This is a genomic window from Proteus sp. G2609, assembly GCF_963896135.1.
GTDB lineage: Bacteria > Pseudomonadota > Gammaproteobacteria > Enterobacterales > Enterobacteriaceae > Proteus > Proteus mirabilis.
The window spans coordinates 99813-119036 of the sequence record NZ_CAWQNB010000045.1 but is presented as its reverse complement, the minus strand read 5'-3'; the positions used below and the strand labels follow the sequence as shown (position 1 = coordinate 119036).

18 protein-coding genes are annotated in these 19224 nt (G+C 40.7%); 13 read left to right on the top strand and 5 right to left on the bottom strand.

Annotation, left to right across the window (positions count from 1 at the left end):
- From opp1C to AACV01_RS17265, 3 genes are read left to right on the top strand one after another with little or no spacing between them, the layout of a single operon-like run.
- The gene (gene opp1C, locus AACV01_RS17275; RefSeq protein WP_143474764.1) at window positions 1-870 is read left to right on the top strand and encodes a nickel/cobalt ABC transporter permease; all 870 of its coding nucleotides are present in this window, start codon (window positions 1-3) and stop codon (window positions 868-870) included.
- Window positions 848-1657, top strand: a complete 810-nt coding sequence (locus tag AACV01_RS17270; protein WP_152964377.1) for an ABC transporter ATP-binding protein — start codon at window positions 848-850, stop codon at window positions 1655-1657. The genes opp1C and AACV01_RS17270 overlap by 23 nt, the downstream gene beginning before the upstream one ends.
- Window positions 1658-1693: 36 nt before the next feature.
- Window positions 1694-2446, top strand: coding sequence for an ABC transporter ATP-binding protein (locus AACV01_RS17265; RefSeq protein WP_036908662.1), 753 nt, complete (start codon window positions 1694-1696; stop codon window positions 2444-2446).
- A 51-nt stretch (window positions 2447-2497) separates the two neighbouring features.
- Here AACV01_RS17265 and AACV01_RS17260 read toward each other — a convergent pair whose 3' ends face one another.
- Window positions 2498-2926: a hypothetical protein gene (locus AACV01_RS17260; protein ID WP_004249048.1), complete on the bottom strand. Its 429-nt coding sequence runs from the start codon at window positions 2924-2926 to the stop codon at window positions 2498-2500.
- A gap of 436 nt (window positions 2927-3362) precedes the next feature.
- Between AACV01_RS17260 and AACV01_RS17255 the strand changes: the two genes are divergently transcribed.
- The 9 genes from AACV01_RS17255 (at window position 3363) to AACV01_RS17215 (ending at window position 14056) form a co-directional block, all read left to right on the top strand.
- Window positions 3363-4949 carry an FGGY-family carbohydrate kinase gene (locus AACV01_RS17255; RefSeq protein ID WP_161682253.1) on the top strand — a complete coding sequence of 529 codons (1587 nt, stop codon included), beginning with the start codon at window positions 3363-3365 and terminating at the stop codon, window positions 4947-4949.
- Between the two features lie 50 nt (window positions 4950-4999).
- Complete coding sequence (locus tag AACV01_RS17250) at window positions 5000-6646, top strand: hypothetical protein (RefSeq protein WP_004246735.1); 1647 nt, start codon at window positions 5000-5002, stop codon at window positions 6644-6646.
- Between the two features lie 10 nt (window positions 6647-6656).
- Entirely contained in the window at window positions 6657-7586 is a 930-nt protein-coding gene (locus tag AACV01_RS17245) for a dihydrodipicolinate synthase family protein (RefSeq protein WP_004249052.1), read from the top strand.
- Between the two features lie 22 nt (window positions 7587-7608).
- Window positions 7609-8661 carry a sialidase family protein gene (locus AACV01_RS17240; protein WP_004246737.1) on the top strand — a complete coding sequence of 351 codons (1053 nt, stop codon included), beginning with the start codon at window positions 7609-7611 and terminating at the stop codon, window positions 8659-8661.
- A gap of 20 nt (window positions 8662-8681) precedes the next feature.
- A complete protein-coding gene (locus AACV01_RS17235) occupies window positions 8682-9656 on the top strand; it encodes a tripartite tricarboxylate transporter substrate binding protein (RefSeq protein WP_004249054.1) in 975 nt (324 codons plus the stop codon).
- A 57-nt stretch (window positions 9657-9713) separates the two neighbouring features.
- On the top strand, window positions 9714-10175 hold the full coding sequence (locus AACV01_RS17230) for a tripartite tricarboxylate transporter TctB family protein (protein WP_004246739.1): 462 nt from the start codon (window positions 9714-9716) through the stop codon (window positions 10173-10175).
- A gap of 19 nt (window positions 10176-10194) precedes the next feature.
- Window positions 10195-11709, top strand: a complete 1515-nt coding sequence (locus tag AACV01_RS17225; RefSeq protein WP_004246740.1) for a tripartite tricarboxylate transporter permease — start codon at window positions 10195-10197, stop codon at window positions 11707-11709.
- A gap of 60 nt (window positions 11710-11769) precedes the next feature.
- Complete coding sequence (locus AACV01_RS17220; RefSeq protein ID WP_004249055.1) at window positions 11770-12774, top strand: LacI family DNA-binding transcriptional regulator; 1005 nt, start codon at window positions 11770-11772, stop codon at window positions 12772-12774.
- Between the two features lie 691 nt (window positions 12775-13465).
- Complete coding sequence (locus AACV01_RS17215) at window positions 13466-14056, top strand: DUF4291 domain-containing protein (RefSeq protein WP_004246743.1); 591 nt, start codon at window positions 13466-13468, stop codon at window positions 14054-14056.
- 48 nt (window positions 14057-14104) lie between these two features.
- Here AACV01_RS17215 and metF read toward each other — a convergent pair whose 3' ends face one another.
- Window positions 14105-15004, bottom strand: a complete 900-nt coding sequence (gene metF, locus AACV01_RS17210; protein WP_004246744.1) for a methylenetetrahydrofolate reductase — start codon at window positions 15002-15004, stop codon at window positions 14105-14107.
- A 287-nt stretch (window positions 15005-15291) separates the two neighbouring features.
- On the opposite strand from metF, the gene AACV01_RS17205 reads away from it, so the two are divergent.
- On the top strand, window positions 15292-15648 hold the full coding sequence (locus AACV01_RS17205; protein WP_004249056.1) for a DUF488 domain-containing protein: 357 nt from the start codon (window positions 15292-15294) through the stop codon (window positions 15646-15648).
- Between the two features lie 132 nt (window positions 15649-15780).
- Here AACV01_RS17205 and glpD read toward each other — a convergent pair whose 3' ends face one another.
- The 3 genes from glpD to glpG form a co-directional block, all read right to left on the bottom strand.
- Entirely contained in the window at window positions 15781-17274 is a 1494-nt protein-coding gene (glpD, locus tag AACV01_RS17200) for a glycerol-3-phosphate dehydrogenase (RefSeq protein ID WP_017628632.1), read from the bottom strand.
- A 297-nt stretch (window positions 17275-17571) separates the two neighbouring features.
- A complete protein-coding gene (locus AACV01_RS17195; protein WP_004246753.1) occupies window positions 17572-18330 on the bottom strand; it encodes a DeoR/GlpR family transcriptional regulator in 759 nt (252 codons plus the stop codon).
- A 38-nt stretch (window positions 18331-18368) separates the two neighbouring features.
- The gene (gene glpG / locus AACV01_RS17190; RefSeq protein ID WP_161682228.1) at window positions 18369-19208 is read right to left on the bottom strand and encodes a rhomboid family intramembrane serine protease GlpG; all 840 of its coding nucleotides are present in this window, start codon (window positions 19206-19208) and stop codon (window positions 18369-18371) included.
- Window positions 19209-19224: the final 16 nt, after the last annotated feature.

The following is a 19224-nucleotide window of genomic DNA, read 5'->3' as shown; positions in this document are numbered from 1 at the left end:
ATGTGGCGGTTATTCTGGCAACGACTTGCGCGAGATAAAAGTGCACAACTCTGTTTATTGGTGATAGTGATGATTACCATCGCCGGAATAGGCGCACCTTGGTTTGCACCTCATGATCCCACTTTAACATCGATACGCTTAAAATTTCAGCCAATCAGCTTTCACTATCCACTGGGTACAGATAATTTAGGGCGTTGTGTATTTTCACGTTTACTCTTTGGTATTCGAACCACCGTTTTTTATGCCATATATGCGATGAGCATAACACTGCTGATCGGTTGGCTAATGGGGATGTTGGCGGGCTATTTTCACGGTAAAACGGATACAGTGATTATGCGTTTATGTGATGTGGTATTGTCATTTCCTGCGGAAATTATGATCTTAGCCTTAGTGGGCATAATGGGGCCTGGAATAGGTAACATCTTGATTGCGGTGATCTTGGTTAAATGGGCTTGGTACGCCAGAATGATACGAGGCATTGTTCGACAATATTCACATCGTCACTATATTGCTTATGCCCAAGTGATTGGCGCACCACCAACACATATTTTACGACGCCATTTATTACCCGTGACATTAGCTGAAACTATCGTTTTAGCCTCAAGTGATATTGGTAGTGTTATTTTAATGATCTCTGCACTTTCATTTCTAGGATTAGGGGTACAGCCACCCACCCCAGAATGGGGCAATATGCTGAGTGAAGCAAAAAATGTCATGGTATTACATCCCGAACAAATGCTACCTGCGGGGATAGCGATTACGGTTGTTGTTACTGCATTTAACTTTTGGGGCGATTTTTTACGCGATGTGTTCGACCCCGATAATCGTCAATCAGTCGGGGATAAATATGAACAATTTACTGACGCTTAATCAAGTCTCAATCTATGATCCTCACAGCGAAAAAAAGCGGGTAGATAATCTCTCCTTTAGCCTTAAACAGGGGCGAACGTTAGCTATTGTCGGTGAGAGTGGTAGTGGTAAAAGCTTAATCAGTAAAGCCATTATTGGCTTACTGCCAAGTACACTTGCACTATCGGGAGAAATATTTTTTGATGAAAAGCCCCTTCATTTATATTCAGAGCAACAACGGCGTACCCTATTAGGGACATCGCTAGGTATGATTGTGCAAAACGGTATGAGTGCTTTTGATCCGTTGATAAAAATAGGCAAGCAAGTTAGCCAAACTTTAATTTACCATTTTTCTTATACTAAATTGCAAGCATTCAATGCCACTAAACAAGCATTGGACGAGGTGTTTGAGCATCAATCTTTAATGATTATGCAGGCATTTCCTCACCAATTAAGTGGGGGGCAATTACAACGTGTGATGATTGCCATGGCTTTGGCGTTATCACCAAAGTTATTAATTGCTGATGAACCTACTACCGCATTAGACGCTCCCTTGCGCAGAGAAATATTACAGCTATTGCAACGTATCACGATATCTAAAAACACCACCTTAATTTTTATCTCCCATGATCTAGGATTAGTCAGTCAGATTGCTGATGATATTTTAGTGATGAAAGAGGGAAAATTAATTGAGTTTGGTGACAAAAACAGCGTATTAGATACACCTAAGCAAGCCTATACCCGTTATTTAATTGAGGCTAGAGCTAAGCTTTCCCAACGTTTTGCACAGGTGCTTTATGCTCGGTGATCAGCATGAAACGGCGATAAACAACAAGAGGATCGAATGCTATTACGAGTAGACAACGTCAGTAAATATTATTATCAAAAAGGGGCGCGCTTTTTTAAAGAAAAAGTGACTATTCTCGATGCGCTCTCTTTTAATATACAAAAGGGTGAAGCTTTCGGGTTAGTTGGAGAAAGTGGCAGTGGAAAAAGTACCCTTGCACGGTTAATCAGTGGCTTAGAATTACCTGATCAAGGGGCTATTTATTTAAATGATAAGCCAGTGACGAAACGATGTTATCGACAAGGGGTAATAAGTATTGTGTTTCAGGATCATATCGCTTCAGTCAATCCGACTTTTACAGTGGGTGAAATGATTGCTGAACCTATTAAACTGATTAATCCGACTCTCCGTCATAACGAGTTAGAAACAATTATTTTTTCTTTTTTAGAGAAGGTGCAATTACCTAAAAGTTGTTATCAGCGTTATATTTTTGAATTGTCTGGTGGGCAAGCTCAACGAGTTTGCTTATGTCGTGCGTTAGCATCTTACCCACGACTAATTATTTTAGATGAGGCAATAAGCTCTCTCGATATACCTACACAAGTTGAAATATTGGATTTATTAAAATTATTAAAAGAGGAACTCCAATTATCCTATCTTTTTATTAGTCATGATATTCAAACAGTGACTTATTTTTGCGATAAAGTCATGTTCATTTTACAAGGTCAACAAATTGAATTATGCGAGATAAATAAATTAAGTACTGTTACTCATCCTTATGCTAAAAAACTAATTCAATCTGTTATTTAATCAACAAGCAATAATGTATTATCGCATCATTGCTTGCTGTATTTACTCTATTTAGAGATTATTCATTAAATGCGTTTGAATAGCGTTGGCATCATTTGCAGCATTAAAATCAATACCAAAATTCAGTGTCCCATCTTTAAGTTCAATACTACGAGGTGACGCTTTAGAGCAGGTAATATTCTGTATTTTCTCTTTTACGGTTTCTTGTGCTATTTTCGAGCTTTCACAGGTATTAATGACACCTTTTAACCCTTCACTGCAATAACCATCAATACCTGTTGTTTTTAGATCCTCAACAGTAAATGCCGACCAATCAAACGCAACTTTTATATTAGCATCACAGCTTTTATTTAAGTCTACAACACGGGATTGAATATTTTCTTCAAATTTCTGTTGTAATTCTCTTTCTGCCAGTGTGGCTGAAAAAGCCGAAGAAGTGATAAGAAGTAAAGAAAGACTGATAGCAATATTTTTCAACATAATTTAATACTCCAAAAATGAATATATAACTAAAGATTAGTCTATTAAAAATAAAATGATTGAATATGATAAAAATAGAAAAATGGTTATTTTTAACATATTACTCTTTTTAAAAATAAATTTTACTATTAGTTAGGTATATTTTAATAACATCCTATATTGATAGTGATATTAATATGTTAACCACGGTTTTTATTCTCATTGATAGCTAAATGTTCGTTTGTTTTATAACGAACATAATCGTTTCAGTTCGCTATTAAAATGGTGAACAAAGTGAAATAAATAAATTTCTTTCTAAATCAATGTATTAAATTATTGATGTAGATCTGCATCACAAACCAATCCTATTGTGATTGTTTTTTCTCCATGCTCGAATTAACTTGCTAACTCGAAGTAGCAAAAATTAGCATAGCGTTAGCAAATGATGAGGGTTCGCATGGAACAACAATATTTTATTGGCGTTGATGTTGGCTCAGCCAGTGTCCGTGCAGCAGTATTTGATAGCTTTGGAAAGCGTTTGGGCTTTTCAGTGCGTCCAATTGCACAATTTCGCCCGAAAACGGATTTTGTCGAGCAATCTTCCGCTGATATTTGGCAACAAGTATGCACCACTGTAAAAGAGTCGGTGAAATTATCAGCCATCGATCCTCTCCATGTGAAGTCTATTGGTTTTGATGCCACCTGCTCTTTAGTGGCCGTTGGTAAAGAAGGGCAAGCACTTTCGGTTTCACCCAGTAATAAACCTGAGCAGGATATTATTATGTGGATGGATCACCGGGCAGTACAAGAAACAGTGACCATTAATCTGACTAACGATCCCGTTTTGCGGTATGTCGGGGGCGAAGTGAGCATTGAAATGGAATTGCCTAAAATTCTATGGTTAAAAAATCACTATCCGGAGCGTTATAAACATGTCTGGCGATTCTTTGACTTAGCTGATTTTTTAGTGTGGAAAGCAACCACTGCTGATGTTGCCAGTACCTGTACATTAACGTGTAAATGGAACTATTTGGCCCACCAAGGGCATTTTAGTGAAAGCTTGTTAGCTGATGTAGGTTTGGATGAATTATTAGAAAAAGTACCACAAACCATTTTGGCTTTAGGTGAATCGGCCGGATGTTTAACGACCTCTGTGGCTGAGGCTTTTGGATTACATACTGGCGTCATAGTTGCTAGTGGCATTATTGATGCTCATGCGGGTGGGTTGGCGTTAACCGCATCACAACCTGAGGGAAGTTTGGCCATCATCAGTGGTACATCTAACTGCCATATGATTGTCAGCCAATACCCGATTATGGTGCCCGGTGTGTGGGGGCCTTACTTTGGCGCAATGTTACCAGAGTTATGGCTAAACGAAGGGGGGCAAAGTGCTGCCGGTGCGCTCGTTGAATGGTCTATCCGCCGCCATGAGTCATGGGCTGAGTTAGAACAAGAAGCGAAAGAAAAAGGTGTTAGTTACTATACCTTATTAAACCAAGCTGTCGCTGAATTGGAAGAAAATGAACCTTATCCAACAGCACAATTTCATGTTTTAGCTGACCATCATGGCAATCGCTCTCCACGTGCTAATCCTGCCGCCAAAGGAATGGTCAGTGGATTAACCCTTGAAAGTGGTCGGGTTGCCTTGGCTCGTTATTATCTTGCGACATTGCAGTCTATTGCCTATGGCACTCGCCATATTATTGACACCCTTGAAGATGCAGGGCACCAAATTAATCGCCTTGTTATGTGTGGGGGAGCGACCAAAAATCCACTGTGGTTACGTGAATATGCCAATGCAACAGGTCGTGAGATCCATTTAGCGCAAGAAGAAGATGCGGTGAATCTAGGAGCTGCTTTATTAGGCGCCGTGGCATGTAAAGCCTTTGATAATTTTTCTCAAGCAGCAAATACCATGGTACGAGAAGGCGGTGTTATTACACCCGATAGTGACACCTTTGCTTTCCATCAAGCGAAATACCAAGTTTATTTACAGATGTATCAAGATCAGCAGCGCTATAACGACATGATGGCAGATTGCTGACCATAAATTTTTCCGATTATGAATCGAGTTTACCTTACCAGGGATATCTTATGTTGAACTTAAATCTACCAAAATTACCGGACGTTATCAGTGCAGAAGCTAATGAGATCCTGATGGTTACTAACGCAGACTTACGTGAGCCTGCAAACGTAACATGCTGGCCTGTGCAGAAAAAATTTGAAGATAAGCTAGCCGCTGCATTAAAAGCACAAGGTTACACCATGAAACGTGCACATAAAATTGATGAAGCACGAGGCCATGGTTTTATCAGTAGTCAGCGTGAAGGTTGCGACATGTTTGCGGCTATCGATCCTGATGCTCCCGTTATTGTGCTATTAACCGCATGGCAATACTCACACCATATTGCCTCTTCATTAGCGCATCATCGCGGGCCAATTCTGTTGCTGGCTAATTTTGATGGTACATGGCCGGGGCTAGTTGGCATGTTGTGTTTAGCGGGGACGTTAACCAGCTTAGGTAAAAATTATTCACGCTTATGGTCAGAAAATTTTGACGATACATTTTTTATTGATGGCTTAGCAACATGGTTGAAATATGGTTATGTAAATCATCAGCTTAGCTATCTTAAAGAAGTTGCGCCAACACACAGGGTAATGGCGACAGAAGCTGGCGAAGTGGGTCGAAAAGTCGGCGAATATATAATTAAAAATAAAGAAATAATAGGTTTGTTCGATACATTCTGTATGGGAATGATTAATGGGGTCTTCCCACAACAGGCAATGATCGATATTGGTATGCCCATTGAATCACTCTCTCAATCTGCATTATTGGTCGAAATGGCAAAAGTACCTGATGCATTAAGAGAAGAGTGTGTGCAATGGTACGAAAATAATGGCATGACGTTTAAGTTTGGTACAGATGATAAAACTGAACTGACTCGTGAACAGGTGAAAGAGCAGTGTGCCATGATGATTGCAATGGCGCGTTTCGTTAAACGCTTTGGCTTAACCGCTGTAGGCGTGCAATATCAGCAAGGATTAAAAGATTGTTGTCCTGCCTCTGATTTTGCCGAAGGTGCAATTGGGTCAACGGCACGCTTCCCGTTACCGGATGAAAATGGCGACATTATCAGCCCTAACACACCGATCCCTTGTATCAACGAAGTCGATATGGGTACAGCTATTCCACAAACGATGTTATGGCGTTTATTAACCTCGTTAGGCTTGCCTGCAGAAACAACATTACACGATATTCGTTGGGGGAGTGAGTATCAGGGAACCTTCTACTGGGATATGGAAATTTCCGGCTCTGTGCCTTTTGAACACCTTAAAGGTGGGATCAAAGGCGCAACAGGTTACCGTCAGCCAGCTATGTTTTTCCCTAAAGGGGGATCAACTATAGCGGGTCAAGGTAAAGCAGGGCGTTTGTTATGGGCACGTGCACACTATCAAGGTACAGATGTGATTATGCATATTGGTACAGGTATGGCGGTGGAATTACCGGAGGCAGAGTTTGAACGTCGCCGTCGAGCCACTAACTACGAATGGCCATTACTCAACTGTACTTTAGATGGTGTAACTCGTGATGATCTTATGGCGGGACATCAAAGTAACCATATTACAGTGGCTTATGTTGATGACGATAAATTGGCGTTTGTGCTACAAGCCTTTGTTGCTCAAGCACTGACTCAAGGTATTCAAGTGAAAGTGGCAGGTGATGCCATTAACTTACTGTAAGGAATTTATAATGAGTCAGCAAAAATACGTTGGTGTTTGGCCTGTGATGCTCACTCCTTTTGATACTAAAGGAGAGATTGATTGGGCGTCATTAGAGCGCCTTGTCGATTGGTATATCGATGCGGGCGTACATGGGTTATTTGCCGCCTGTCAATCAAGCGAAATGTTTTATTTGAGTGATGAAGAAACACAAGCACTCACCCGCTTTATCGTTGAAAAAGCGGATGGAAGAGTACCTGTTGTTGCTTCTGGTCATACGGCAACGGCCTTAAGCCAGCAAAAAGAACAATTGCAGGCAATGGCGAGTACCGGCGTTGATGGCGTTATTATGATCAGTAATCGCTTAGCGCAAGTGGGTGAGTCTGATGATAAGGCGCTGGAAACACTACAATCCTTAACCCATGCTGTACCTAAAGAGATTGATTTGGGTATTTATGAATGTCCTTATCCTTACAAACGCTTGTTATCTGAAGAGATAGTAGAATGGTGCGCACAAAGTAATCGCTTTACCTTTATTAAAGATACTTGCTGTTCTCTTCCTCTCATAGAACGTCGCTTAGCATTATCAAAAGGAAGTCGTTTGCATCTAGCCAATGCTAATAGTCAAACCTTATTAGCGTCATTCCAAGCAGGATGCCAAGCATATAGTGGTGTTATGGCTAACTTCCACCCCGAACTTTATGTCTGGCTGTATGAAAATTGGCAGGATAAACCAGAGCAAGCTGCGCTATTAGCTGATTATTTATCAACAGCTGCGATGACTGAAACGCTGGATTATCCTGCCTGCGCTAAATATCATCAGCGCCTGATCGGCAATTTCGCGACACTGGTTTGCCGCTCTCGTAATAGTAGTCAGTTTGAAAACTCATTTTTCCCTTCTGCTGTTAATAGCATGACGGCATTGGGTGAAAATATGAAGAAGTGGCTTTCGTTAAATTAATTTAGGACACAGGAGTAGGAATATGCCTTTCGTGATGAAGGAAACCCAGTTTGTGCTGGATAATGCACATTCACTTTTTAATCACTGCCATGCTTCAACGATTGTGCGTGTGCCTAACTCTGAGCGTTTATTAACCGCTTTTTTTGCTGGCGATAAAGAGGGTAGCGGTAATACTGCTATCTGGTTGGCGATAAAAGAGGGAAATGATTGGCAACCCGCTCAACCTGTGGTTAAAAATCCAGGTGTTGCGCACTGGAATCCAGTTTTACATGTTGACCCATCAACAGGTAATATCTGGCTGTTTTATAAAACGGGTCCTGATGTACATAGTTGGACGACCCAATACGTTATCTCGAAGGATGGCGGAAATAGCTGGAGTTTACCAAGTGAATTGGTTTCGGGTGATGTAACACCTAGAGGTCCTGTGAAAAACAAAGTATTAGTGATGTCAAACGGCGAGTGGTTAGCTCCGGGATCGGTGGAGGATGATCGATACTGGGATGCGTTTGTCGATATTTCTAGCGACAATGGTCAACACTGGCAGCGAGTGGATATTCCGATTGCCCATCATCAAGGAGGGCAAGCGGAGCATGAAATCTGGCAAGGGCTAAAGGACGATGCCTTGTGGGAGACTGATCTACAACGTGTTTTTCAATGGGATGGCGTGATACAACCAACACTATGGGGATCTCAGCCTGGACATGTGCATGCCATGATGCGCAGTACGCGCGGTAAAATTTATCGTAGCGATTCAACGGATTATGGGCGCAGTTGGTGTCCGGCTTATGCAACAACCTTACCAAATAATAATAGCGGCATTGATGTCGTCTCCTTCGCAGATGGTCTGTTGGCATTGGTATATAACCCGAATTCAGGCAACTGGAGTCGTCGTTATCCTATCTCTGTCAGTCTTTCATCCGATAATGGCAGTACTTGGTCTGAACCATTCGATTTACTCGATGGGGAAGGCGAATTTTCATATCCGGCTATTATTGCTGAAAACAATACCCTACATGTGACTTTTACTTGGAACAGAAAAAACATTGTTTATCAGCAGTTAATAGCTACTCAATAAAAATGTGGAGAAAGGGTTTTATGAAAAAGAGTCTACTCGCAGCGTTGGCGCTTACGATGACATTGGGCATGGGGAATGCTGTAGCCCAACAGTTAACGTATCCTACTAAAAATATTGATGTGGTTATCCCAAAAAACCCGGGGGGAGGTACTGATACTTCTGCACGGACTATCATTGAATTTGCTAAAGATGTGATGCCAGCAGGGCGTATCTTTGTACCGGTTAATAAACCCGCAGGTAATGGTTTAACTGGGTTAATTGAAGTGGCAAATGCGCGTCCTGATGGCACTAAATTAGTCATGACTACGGTTGAATTAGCGATGTTCCCACATCAAGGTAAGTCACCCGTGACCTATAAAGACTTTACCCCGATTGCGACAACGATTGCTGATCCGGTTGTGCTCGTGGTGAATGCTAATTCGCCTTATAAAACATTGGAAGAATTTATTGCCGGGGCAAAAGCGAACCCCGGTAAATTAAAGATTGGTAACTCAGGTATGGGGGCTATTTATCACCTCGCGGGGGTGAATATCGAACGTACTACGGGAACTAAGTTTAATCATATTCCTTATAACGAAGGTACAGGCCCCTCTATTGCTGCATTAGTGGGCGATCATATCGATGGCGTATTAACCACACCCGGTGCGGTTAAATCACAAGTTGATGCGGGTATTTTGCGTGTTCTCGGTGTGATGGATGAACGTCGTTTCCCACTTATTCCGGATGTTCCAACCTTTAAAGAAGCCTTAAATCTCGATACCAACGTGAAAATGCGCGCATGGGCTGTATTAGCTACAACAGCAGGTGTGCCTGATAACGTTAAAAATGAGTTAGTGGGGGCATTTTCAGAAGTGGTTCAAAAACCAGAATATCAAGAAGCATTGAAAAAACAAGGTATTATGCCAGTATTTATCGTCGGTGACGATGCGTATCAAATGATGAAAGAAGATCATGAGATGTATGCTGAATTAATCTCAGCCACCCTGAAAAAATAACCTTTCTATAATAAACCACCCTATCCGCAAGTCGGATAGGGTCGGGGAGATCCCGACATGACTAAAATCAATACAATCATCGGTGCGATTTCAGTAGCTTTTGGGCTACTTATTATCTATCTCTCCCGTGATATGAGTATGTTTGATGAATATGGTGTACCTGGGGAGCGTTTTTGGCCTTACGGTTTAGCCATCTTATTTATTTTACTGGGGATTTTTCAATGGATAGGTGTCGTGGTTGATAAAATTAAACATGTACACCAGTCCGTAGATTTAAGTTCGACCGCAGTTAAGCGTGCTTATGGCTTAGGCATTTTTATGCTGCTATATGCAACAGGTTTATATCTATTTGGCTTTATTGTTCCATCATTGCTTCTTATCCCAATCATTATGTGGTTGATGAATGAGAGGAAACCTATTGCCATGGTGGTGATCCCGATTGTGATTGTAGCCGCGGTTTATGTTTTCTTTGACATTATTTTTAATTCACCTCTGCCAACCTCTGTCTTTTTTGAGTAAGCGGTAAAGGAGCCTTGGTATGGAAATTTTAGATGCTTTAATGGTCGTTTTTAGTTTAGAAACGATAACAATGATCCTGTTAGGGGTTTTCGCGGGGATTATTATCGGCGCATTACCGGGTTTAACAGTGAATATGGGCATTGCACTGTTACTCCCACTGACTTACTCCTTTCAAGGAATGACGGGGATCTTATTATTATTGGGAATGTATTGTGGGGCTGTTTATGGTGGCTCCATTACCGCGATATTAATTAGTACACCGGGCACACCTGCATCTGCAGCCACCGTCTTAGATGGCTATCCGATGGCTAAAAAAGGTGAAGCAGGGCGAGCATTAGGCTTATCAACCATGGGGTCGATGTTTGGTGGTGTATTTAGTACTATCGCTTTAATTGTTATTGCTCCTCAATTGGCAAAAGTGGCGACGGGATTCTCTGCTGCTGAATATTTTGCTCTTGCGGTATTTGGCATAAGTATTATTACCAGTGTATCATCGCAATCGATTGTGAAAGGATTAATGGGGGGCGCGATTGGTCTTGCTATTGCTACTATCGGGCTTGATCCTATGACAGCAGGGCCACGTTTTACGTTTGATACCGTGTATCTTATGGGGGGCGTCTCGTTTATTCCAATCCTCGTGGGACTCTTTGCATTTTCTCAAGGCTTGATTAGCTTTGAAGAAGAGTATCGTGAGCGCAAGCAGAAGAAAAGCGAGAAAATTAATGCCCGTATTCATCGTGTATTACCTACGTGGCTCGATTTTAAACGTGTTTTACCTACCTATTTTCGTTCATCAGCGATAGGAACGGCTATTGGTGCTATTCCTGGGACTGGGGGAGATATTTCATCTTTTATCTCGTATAACGAAGCCAAACGTTGGTCAAAACACCCTGAAGAATTTGGAAAAGGATCACCCGAAGGGGTTTCAGCACCGGAAGCGGGGGCTAACTCGGTGACGGGTGGCACCATGGTACCTCTAATGACTTTAGGTATTCCCGGTGATGGCGCAACGGCGATTATTATGGGGGCTTTTATGGTGCAAGGATTAGCGCTAGGGCCACAGTTATTTACGGATAATCCCGTTGAAGTGAACAGTATTTTTATCGGCTTAATGATGGCGAATATTTTTCTCGGTATCTTAGGCTTCTTGTGTATGAAACTGTTTGTACGTGTGATGGATGTACCACGAAGAGTATTAGTACCCATTATCTTTGTGTTGTGTAGTGTGGGGGCTTATTCAGTTAACCATAGCATCATTGATGTTTTTGTGATGATGGGAGCAGGATTACTGGCTTATATTATGATTAAGCTCGATTTTTCGATGTCTCCGGTGGTGATAGGTATTATCCTTGGGCCGATGGCAGAATCTAACTTACGCCGTGCTTTAATGATGTCTCAAGGGGATTTATCGATTCTCTATACACGACCTATTACTGCGACATTCCTCGCTATTGCACTATTAACACTGCTGTTACCTATTGTCGGACCTGGGTTAAAATCAATGTGGAAAAAATGGCGTAGTCAATCTGCTTAATAAAGGTTAATCCGCCCTCATTGTTAGCAAAATGAGGGCAATATCAATGACGGAACATTAATGGCAAAAACAGTTGAACAAATTGCAAATGATCTGAATTTATCTATCACCACAGTACGATTAGTACTCAATGGTAAAGGTGATCAATATCGGATCAGTGCAAAAACCCAGAAAAAAATTGCTGATTATGTCGAAGTTTTTGGTTATACCGTTAACCATGCGGCAAGAAGCTTAAAACTCAATAAAACAGATACCTATGGTCTGGTTATTCCTCGGCTGTCCAACCCCTTCTTTGCTGCTTTAGCGGAAAAGTTAGAGATGCATTGTCACCAGATTGGTTGCCAGCTGATGATAAGTTGTACCTATGGTGATATTAAAAATGAAAATAAGCTCGTAAAGTCTATGGATGAGCGTAATGTTGATGGGATTTTTATTGTTTCAGCGAGTCGAAAAAATCAGCAACATCACGTTAAACATCGTCAAAAGCCTTTAGTGTTCTTAGATAGAGATTTTTCTGTTAGTAATGCAATTTGCGTGGCGTCTGATAACTGTGATAGTGGTGCACAATTAACGAAAGCGATGATACAGCAAGATGCGCCAATCCACTTTTTTGCCGGTGATGCTCTTCTTCCTACTATTGCAGCTCGTTTGCGCGGTTATGTTCAGGCGATCAAAGCCCATTATGGTGATGAAAGCCATGTAACCGTTTCCTATGCAGAACATAACACCACCAAAGATGGTGAACAGATGATGAAGCAATATCTTGAACAACATCGGCAGATCCCTAGTCATTTTATTGCCTCATCACTGCCCATTTTAGAAGGCGTATTAAGTGCTATTCGCCAAACAGAAGGTGTTATTCCCGCACATATCAATATAGGTACTTTTGATGATCACGTTATGTTAAGTTTTTTACCTAATAATGTCTGGTCAATGAAGCAAGATGAAACCTTATTGGTAGAAAAAGCCTTTGAAATCATGACTGCTAAGATAGCAGGTAACGTAGTGAAAGCGCCTCCATTAATTAAAACACAACTTATCAAACGCCTAATTGCAGGAGCATGAGTCAAATATCGTGATTATTCGCCTCACTTTGTGAGTAGAATAAGCTTTCTATTCGCCTCATTGGGGGGATATATGTGGTTAATGGCTACCCATTCTCTTCTGATATGATGAATGTTATATCATCAGATATGCGACTTTAATGTAGGCTATATATGAAAAAAATATTTTCTTTTTTTTTAAAAAGACCTTAAACAATCTTTAATATTAAGCATTATTGCTATTTTTTTGTCCTTTATAGTGTTTTGATTGTTCGGTTTTTTCCCTATTTCTATGGTCGAATACTATTAGTATCATTTGTGATTATTTGCTTAATATTTTCCTTTCTTCCTATAAAGAAAGAAGGAAAGAGAAAATAATTATTTAGTCAGCGCTAGTGATCAGAAAATAAAAGAGAACTTAATATAAATTTCGTGATCGAGTCGTTTTGATAATCAGTACAATGTATTGAGCGCCTTTGGCGCTGGTGGACGTAGTGTAAGATATATTTTGCAAGATTAAATTTTTTATTATTGCAGCGATAATGGCCATTTTAATTTATGCGCTTTATGATCATTCTTTTGTATGGCTTGTCACGGTGTCATATTCTATTAAATCCCTAATGAAAATAGGGACTCTTGATTATCTCTGGTTAGAGGCTCATAATTTAAGCAGATAGCTCCATTTTATTAATATAAAAGGATATTAAAGAAAGATGAACGATGATGTTGACCGATGTCCTGAGTGTCAAGTAAGGGCATACTATACGGATGATTTTGTCCGTGTTTACCAAGCCTATTCTACTACTATCGCTCAGAGCGCAGTCGCAAATGGTACTTTTGTTTCTCCCCCTTTTAGTATGACCCGCATGACTTGGGTAAAACCCTCCTTTCTTTGGATGATGTATCGCTCAGGGTGGGGGCGCAAAGATCCCAATCAAGCGTCTATTTTGGCTGTTGATATTACCCATGAAGGCTTTCAGCAGATGCTAACACAAGGTGTGGTCAGTCATTTCGATCCAGACCACTATGTGAGTGCCAAAGAATGGCAAGAAGCAACAGAAACCAGTGATATTCGTATTCAGTGGGATCCTGAACGAGATATTTATCTTAATCGCTTAAGTTATCGCACTATTCAAATAGGGTTACGTAATCAAGCAGTAGAAAAATATTGCAATGAGTGGATTGTTAATATTACCGATATTACTGATAAAGTGCGTAAAATAGATACTTGTATTACTAATGGCGATCTAGATACTGCATATAGCTTACTTCCTATCGAGCAACCTTATCATTTTGCTAAATAATCTCGCCTAGAAAAACCCCGCCAATAGACTATGGGCGGGGTGATAAGACTAAACCTTCGCAAGCTGTGGGCGAACACCTAATGTATGGCAAATGGCGTAGGTCAATTCAGAGCGGTTAAGAGTGTAAAAATGGAAATCTTTCACGCCCTCACGGCTTAAAATTTTCACCATATCAATAGCGATAGAAGCACCAACCAGTGCGCGAGTTTCTGGATCGTTATCTAAGCCATCAAACATTTTATGCATCCAACCGGGGATCTTCACATTGGTTAATCCGGCAAAACGTTTTAACTGTTTAAAATTGGTGACAGGTAAAATACCCGGAACAATTTCTACATCAATACCCGTTGAAACACAGCGATCACGAAAGCGTAAGTAACTTTCTACATCAAAGAAAAATTGTGTAATGGCTCGATTAGCGCCCGCATCCACTTTCTTTTTTAAATTAATAAGATCAGCCTGTGCGCTTTTAGCTTCGGGGTGCACTTCTGGATAAGCAGCAACCGAAATATCAAAATCTCCTACATCTTTCAGTAAATGAACCAGATCAACGGCATACATATCTGGCTTCTGGCTGTTATCAGGTAAATCTCCCCGTAGCGCCACAATATGACGAATGCCACTTTGCCAATAGTCTTGGGCAATGTGCTGTAACTCTTCACGACAGGCATCAATGCAGGTTAAATGTGGTGCTGCCTCAAGGCCTGTACGCTCTTTTATATCTTTAATAATGGCATGTGTTCTATCTCGTTCACCTGAATTTGCACCATAAGTGACCGAAACAAAGCTAGGTTTTAAGGTATTTAAACGAGCCAGTGATTGCCAGAGTGTATTTTCCATCTCTTGTGTGCGAGGAGGAAAAAACTCAAAAGAAACTTGGATCTGGCCATCTAATTCAGCAAGATTTTGATTAAGCGCTTCATGCTGGCTTGCGTGATAAAAGCTCATACCTATACCTCATCAATCGTTGTGTCACATGTTGTTATTGTTATTCCGTTAAGTATCGCTACTTATTTACCCATCTAACCATTTAGACGTCTAGATGTAGATTCTCTTAATTCGGTTATTTAGTCAACAGTTATTCACCTTAGTTTCAATGAGGATAATTCAATCGGAAGAAGAGAAAATTTCATGTTGCAGGATGACAACCTTAAATAACGTAAAGTCGCAGGAGGGATACGTTTGAAGATTTTCTTCTATAATGAAATTAACTCATTGATTGAATGGGAGTAGAAATGATCACTTGTAAACGTGTCTATGATGATAAAGACGGTAAGCATGAAGGTTATCGTGTATTAGTGGATAGATTATGGCCTAGAGGGGTGAAAAAGAGCGATTTTCATTATGATGAATGGAATAAAGCGCTCGCGCCTTCTACTGAATTAAGAAAATGGTTTCATGAAAATGGCGATTTCACACAATTTACGGCTCGCTATATAAAAGAATTAGAAGCAATACCGGAAAGTTGGCAACCACTATTGAAGGTAGCCAAAGAAAAGCCATTAGTATTACTGTATTCCGCTAAAGATGAGAAACAGAATAATGCCGTAGTTTTAATGGAATTTTTGCAAAAACAGTGCAAAACCAGCTGAAGCAATTATCGATGAGTTTGTCAGGTGTAATGTTAATAGCATCATATGCGGCAATAAAAAAGTGGCGCTATTATCGCGCCACAAAAATTGCTAATAAGAACATTGAACAGAGTCAGAGAATATTTTACTGCATTATGCTGTGTGCGTATTTGCCTCTAACCATTGCGTAATACGTTGTTTTTGTTCATTATTAAGCCACATGCCAAGTTTGGTACGACGCCAAATAGCATCATCAAGCTCAATCACCCACTCATGTTTAACTAAATAACGTAATTCAGCTTCGTAAAGATTATGACCGAAATTTTCGCCCATTCCGGCTAAATCAGTAATACCTTCTAGCAACACTTCAGTATTGCTACCATAAGTGCGAGCAAAACGTAGTGCTAATGCTTCTGGTAACCAAGGATGACGTTGGCGAATAAGACGTGAATAGCCATCACGATCGTAACCTTCTAAGTTCCCCCCCGGTAATTGACCCTCTTTTGTCCACGCTTGACCCATATTAGGGAAATAAGCATTTAGCTTATCAACCGCGTGTTCACCGAGTTTACGATAAGTCGTTAATTTACCACCAAATACAGAGAGTAGTGGTGTTTTACCATTATCATCATGTACATCTAAGGTATAGTCACGAGTGATAGCTTGTGGCGAATCGGATTCGTCATCACATAATGGACGCACCCCTGAATAATTCCAGACGATATCGTCTTTGGTCAGTTGTTTCTTAAAGTGGTCGTTATAGACTTTTAATAAGTACTCAACTTCATTGTTATCAATAGCCACATCTTTTGGATCACCTTTGTATTCAACATCAGTGGTACCAATAATAGAGAACTCATCCATCCAAGGGATCACGAATACAATGCGGTTATCTTCATTTTGTAAGATATAGGCTTGGGGTTCATCGTGAGCACGTGGGATCACAATATGGCTACCTTTGATTAAGCGAATACCATAAGGTGATTTTAATTTTAACCCTTCATCGAATAATGTTTTAACCCAAGGACCGGCTGCATTCACTAATGCTTTTGCTTGGTAGCGAGAAGTTTCACCGGTGCGTAAATCTTGTGCTTCTACCATCCATAAATCGTTTTCACGCCAAGCGCGTGTCACTTTGGTACGAGTACGAACTTCACCGCCACGACGAACGATCTCTTGCGCATTTAATACTACTAAACGAGCATCATCTACCCAACAGTCGGAATATTCAAAACCACGAGTTAATTCAGGTTTTAAGACAGAGTTAGCCCCGAATTTAATACTTTTACTGCCCGGTAAACTGACACGTTTGCCTAGGTGATCATAGAGGAATAAACCAATGCGGATCATCCATGCTGGGCGTAGATGAGGTTGATGCGGTAAACGGAAACGCATCGGAAATGCGATATGAGGCGCCAAACGCAATAAAACTTCACGTTCAGCCAATGCTTCACTGACTAAACGGAATTCGTAATGCTCTAAATAGCGTAAGCCACCATGAATTAATTTTGAGCTAGCGGAAGATGTTGCACTGGCTAAGTCTTGAGCTTCCAGCATTAATACTGAAAGGCCTCGGCCTGCTGCATCCGCCGCAATTCCAGCGCCGTTTATTCCGCCGCCGATGACAATCAAGTCTTTAGTTTCCATAACATCCTCCTAAGAATGCGCGAAACAATTCTTTAATGTTCGTTTTCGCTCATAATTGTAATGAATTTTGTTGGAAATGCCAACTATATAACCGATAAAAAACATTACTGCGTGATATAAATAACAATTTATTATCATATCCCTACATTTAGTGTGCTTATTAACTGAAAAGAACAAATGATGTTATTGATAAGAATAGGAAAGGGAATGAGGTTTGACAAAAGAATAAATAGGTAAAAAAAGCGGAAAATTTTAGGAAAAAGTACCCCGAAAGGTACTTTTTAATAGAGGGTTATCCTAGCAAAGCTCAAGCTGAACGTTATGTTGTTCAATAATTTTTTGAATGCCTGATGGTGGCTCTTGGTCAGTGAAAAGGTAATCAATCAGATTCATATTACCAAGATTGACCATCGCGTTACGGCCAAATTTAGAGTGGTCGGTCACTAGCATAACACAACGAGAATTTTCGATTATGGCACGTTTAGTGCGGACTTCATGGTAGTCAAATTCCAACAAAGATCCGTCCATATCAATACCACTTATCCCTAAGATGCCGTAATCAAGGCGGAATTGAGAGATAAAATCCAGGGTGGCTTCACCGACAATACCACCATCACGGGTACGCACTTCGCCACCCGCTAAGATCAAGCGAAAGTCTTCTTTATCCATCAATAAAGTGGCGACATTCAGATTATTAGTGACGATACGCAGATTTTTATGGTTAATCAGTGCATGGGCTACGGCTTCAGGGGTAGTACCAATATCAATAAATAGTGTTGCACCATCAGGAATTAAGCTAGCAACACGTTGGGCAATACGTGATTTTTCATCAGACCACATGATCTTACGGTCGTGGTAAGCGGCATTCACAGAGCTAGAGGGTAATGCAGCGCCTCCATGATGACGTTGGATTTTGTTCTTTTCCGCTAATTCATTTAAATCACGTCGGATAGTCTGTGGGCTGACCTCAAAATGTTCCACCAATTCTTCGGTGCTGACATAGCCTTGTAAGCGTACCAGTTCGATGATGGCATCATGCCGTTGTGTTTGCTTCACAGGTGTCCCCTAAAGTTAAAAATATCATGTTAATTTTATTATGATTGACGAGATAATTGATGTCGATTATCCCACAAAGCCATCAATAAGCCGATAAGGAAGCCGGCAAAATGTGCAGCATTTCCGATAGAATCACCTAAAACGCCCATATAACCCGCGATTATCCACAATATGGAAAAAACAATTAAGCCGGTAGGAACACCGATCCCTTTTTCTGGAGCCCGCAAACCTGTTAAGCCAACATAGCTAATTAGCGCGTAAACAACACCAGAAAGTCCACCAAAGTTGGATTCTGCAAACAGTGATTGTGCCCAATTACTAAATAGCGCAGAAATGAGCATAATGACAAATAATTTGCCTGTACCCAGTTGTTTTTCTGTTTGGCTGGCTAAATACCACCACATCGCTAAATTAAAGGCGATATGCATGAGCGAAAAGTGAACAAATGCTGGGGTGATATAACGCCATAGTTCAAAATCGAGACTAGCATTGTATGGCCATGCAAGATGTAACATGACATTGTAATCGCCCACTATTTGCTGCCAGATAAAGACGAGCACACATAAAATAATGGTCAAAACCGTTAAAGGGCCTGATTGTTGCACCATGCTTTTGATTGAAAAAGCTGGGCGATATTGTAGACCCGTACGTTGAGGCGTACCTGTTTGCCAACTTGCCGCTTGGTAACGAGGGTGAAAAGGTTCACGAAGAAAGGTTTTTAGCTCACTTTCAACCTGATTGAGTTGTTGTTCGTTTTCCAACCAAAGGCTGACTTGTTGATTTTCTGTTTTTGCGTGGATCCGAACACCTTTTGTCGCCATATAATTGACGAACATATCAGCAAGTTGCGGGTTAGATAGTGTGATAATGTGGATCATTGAGAAACTCATCTGT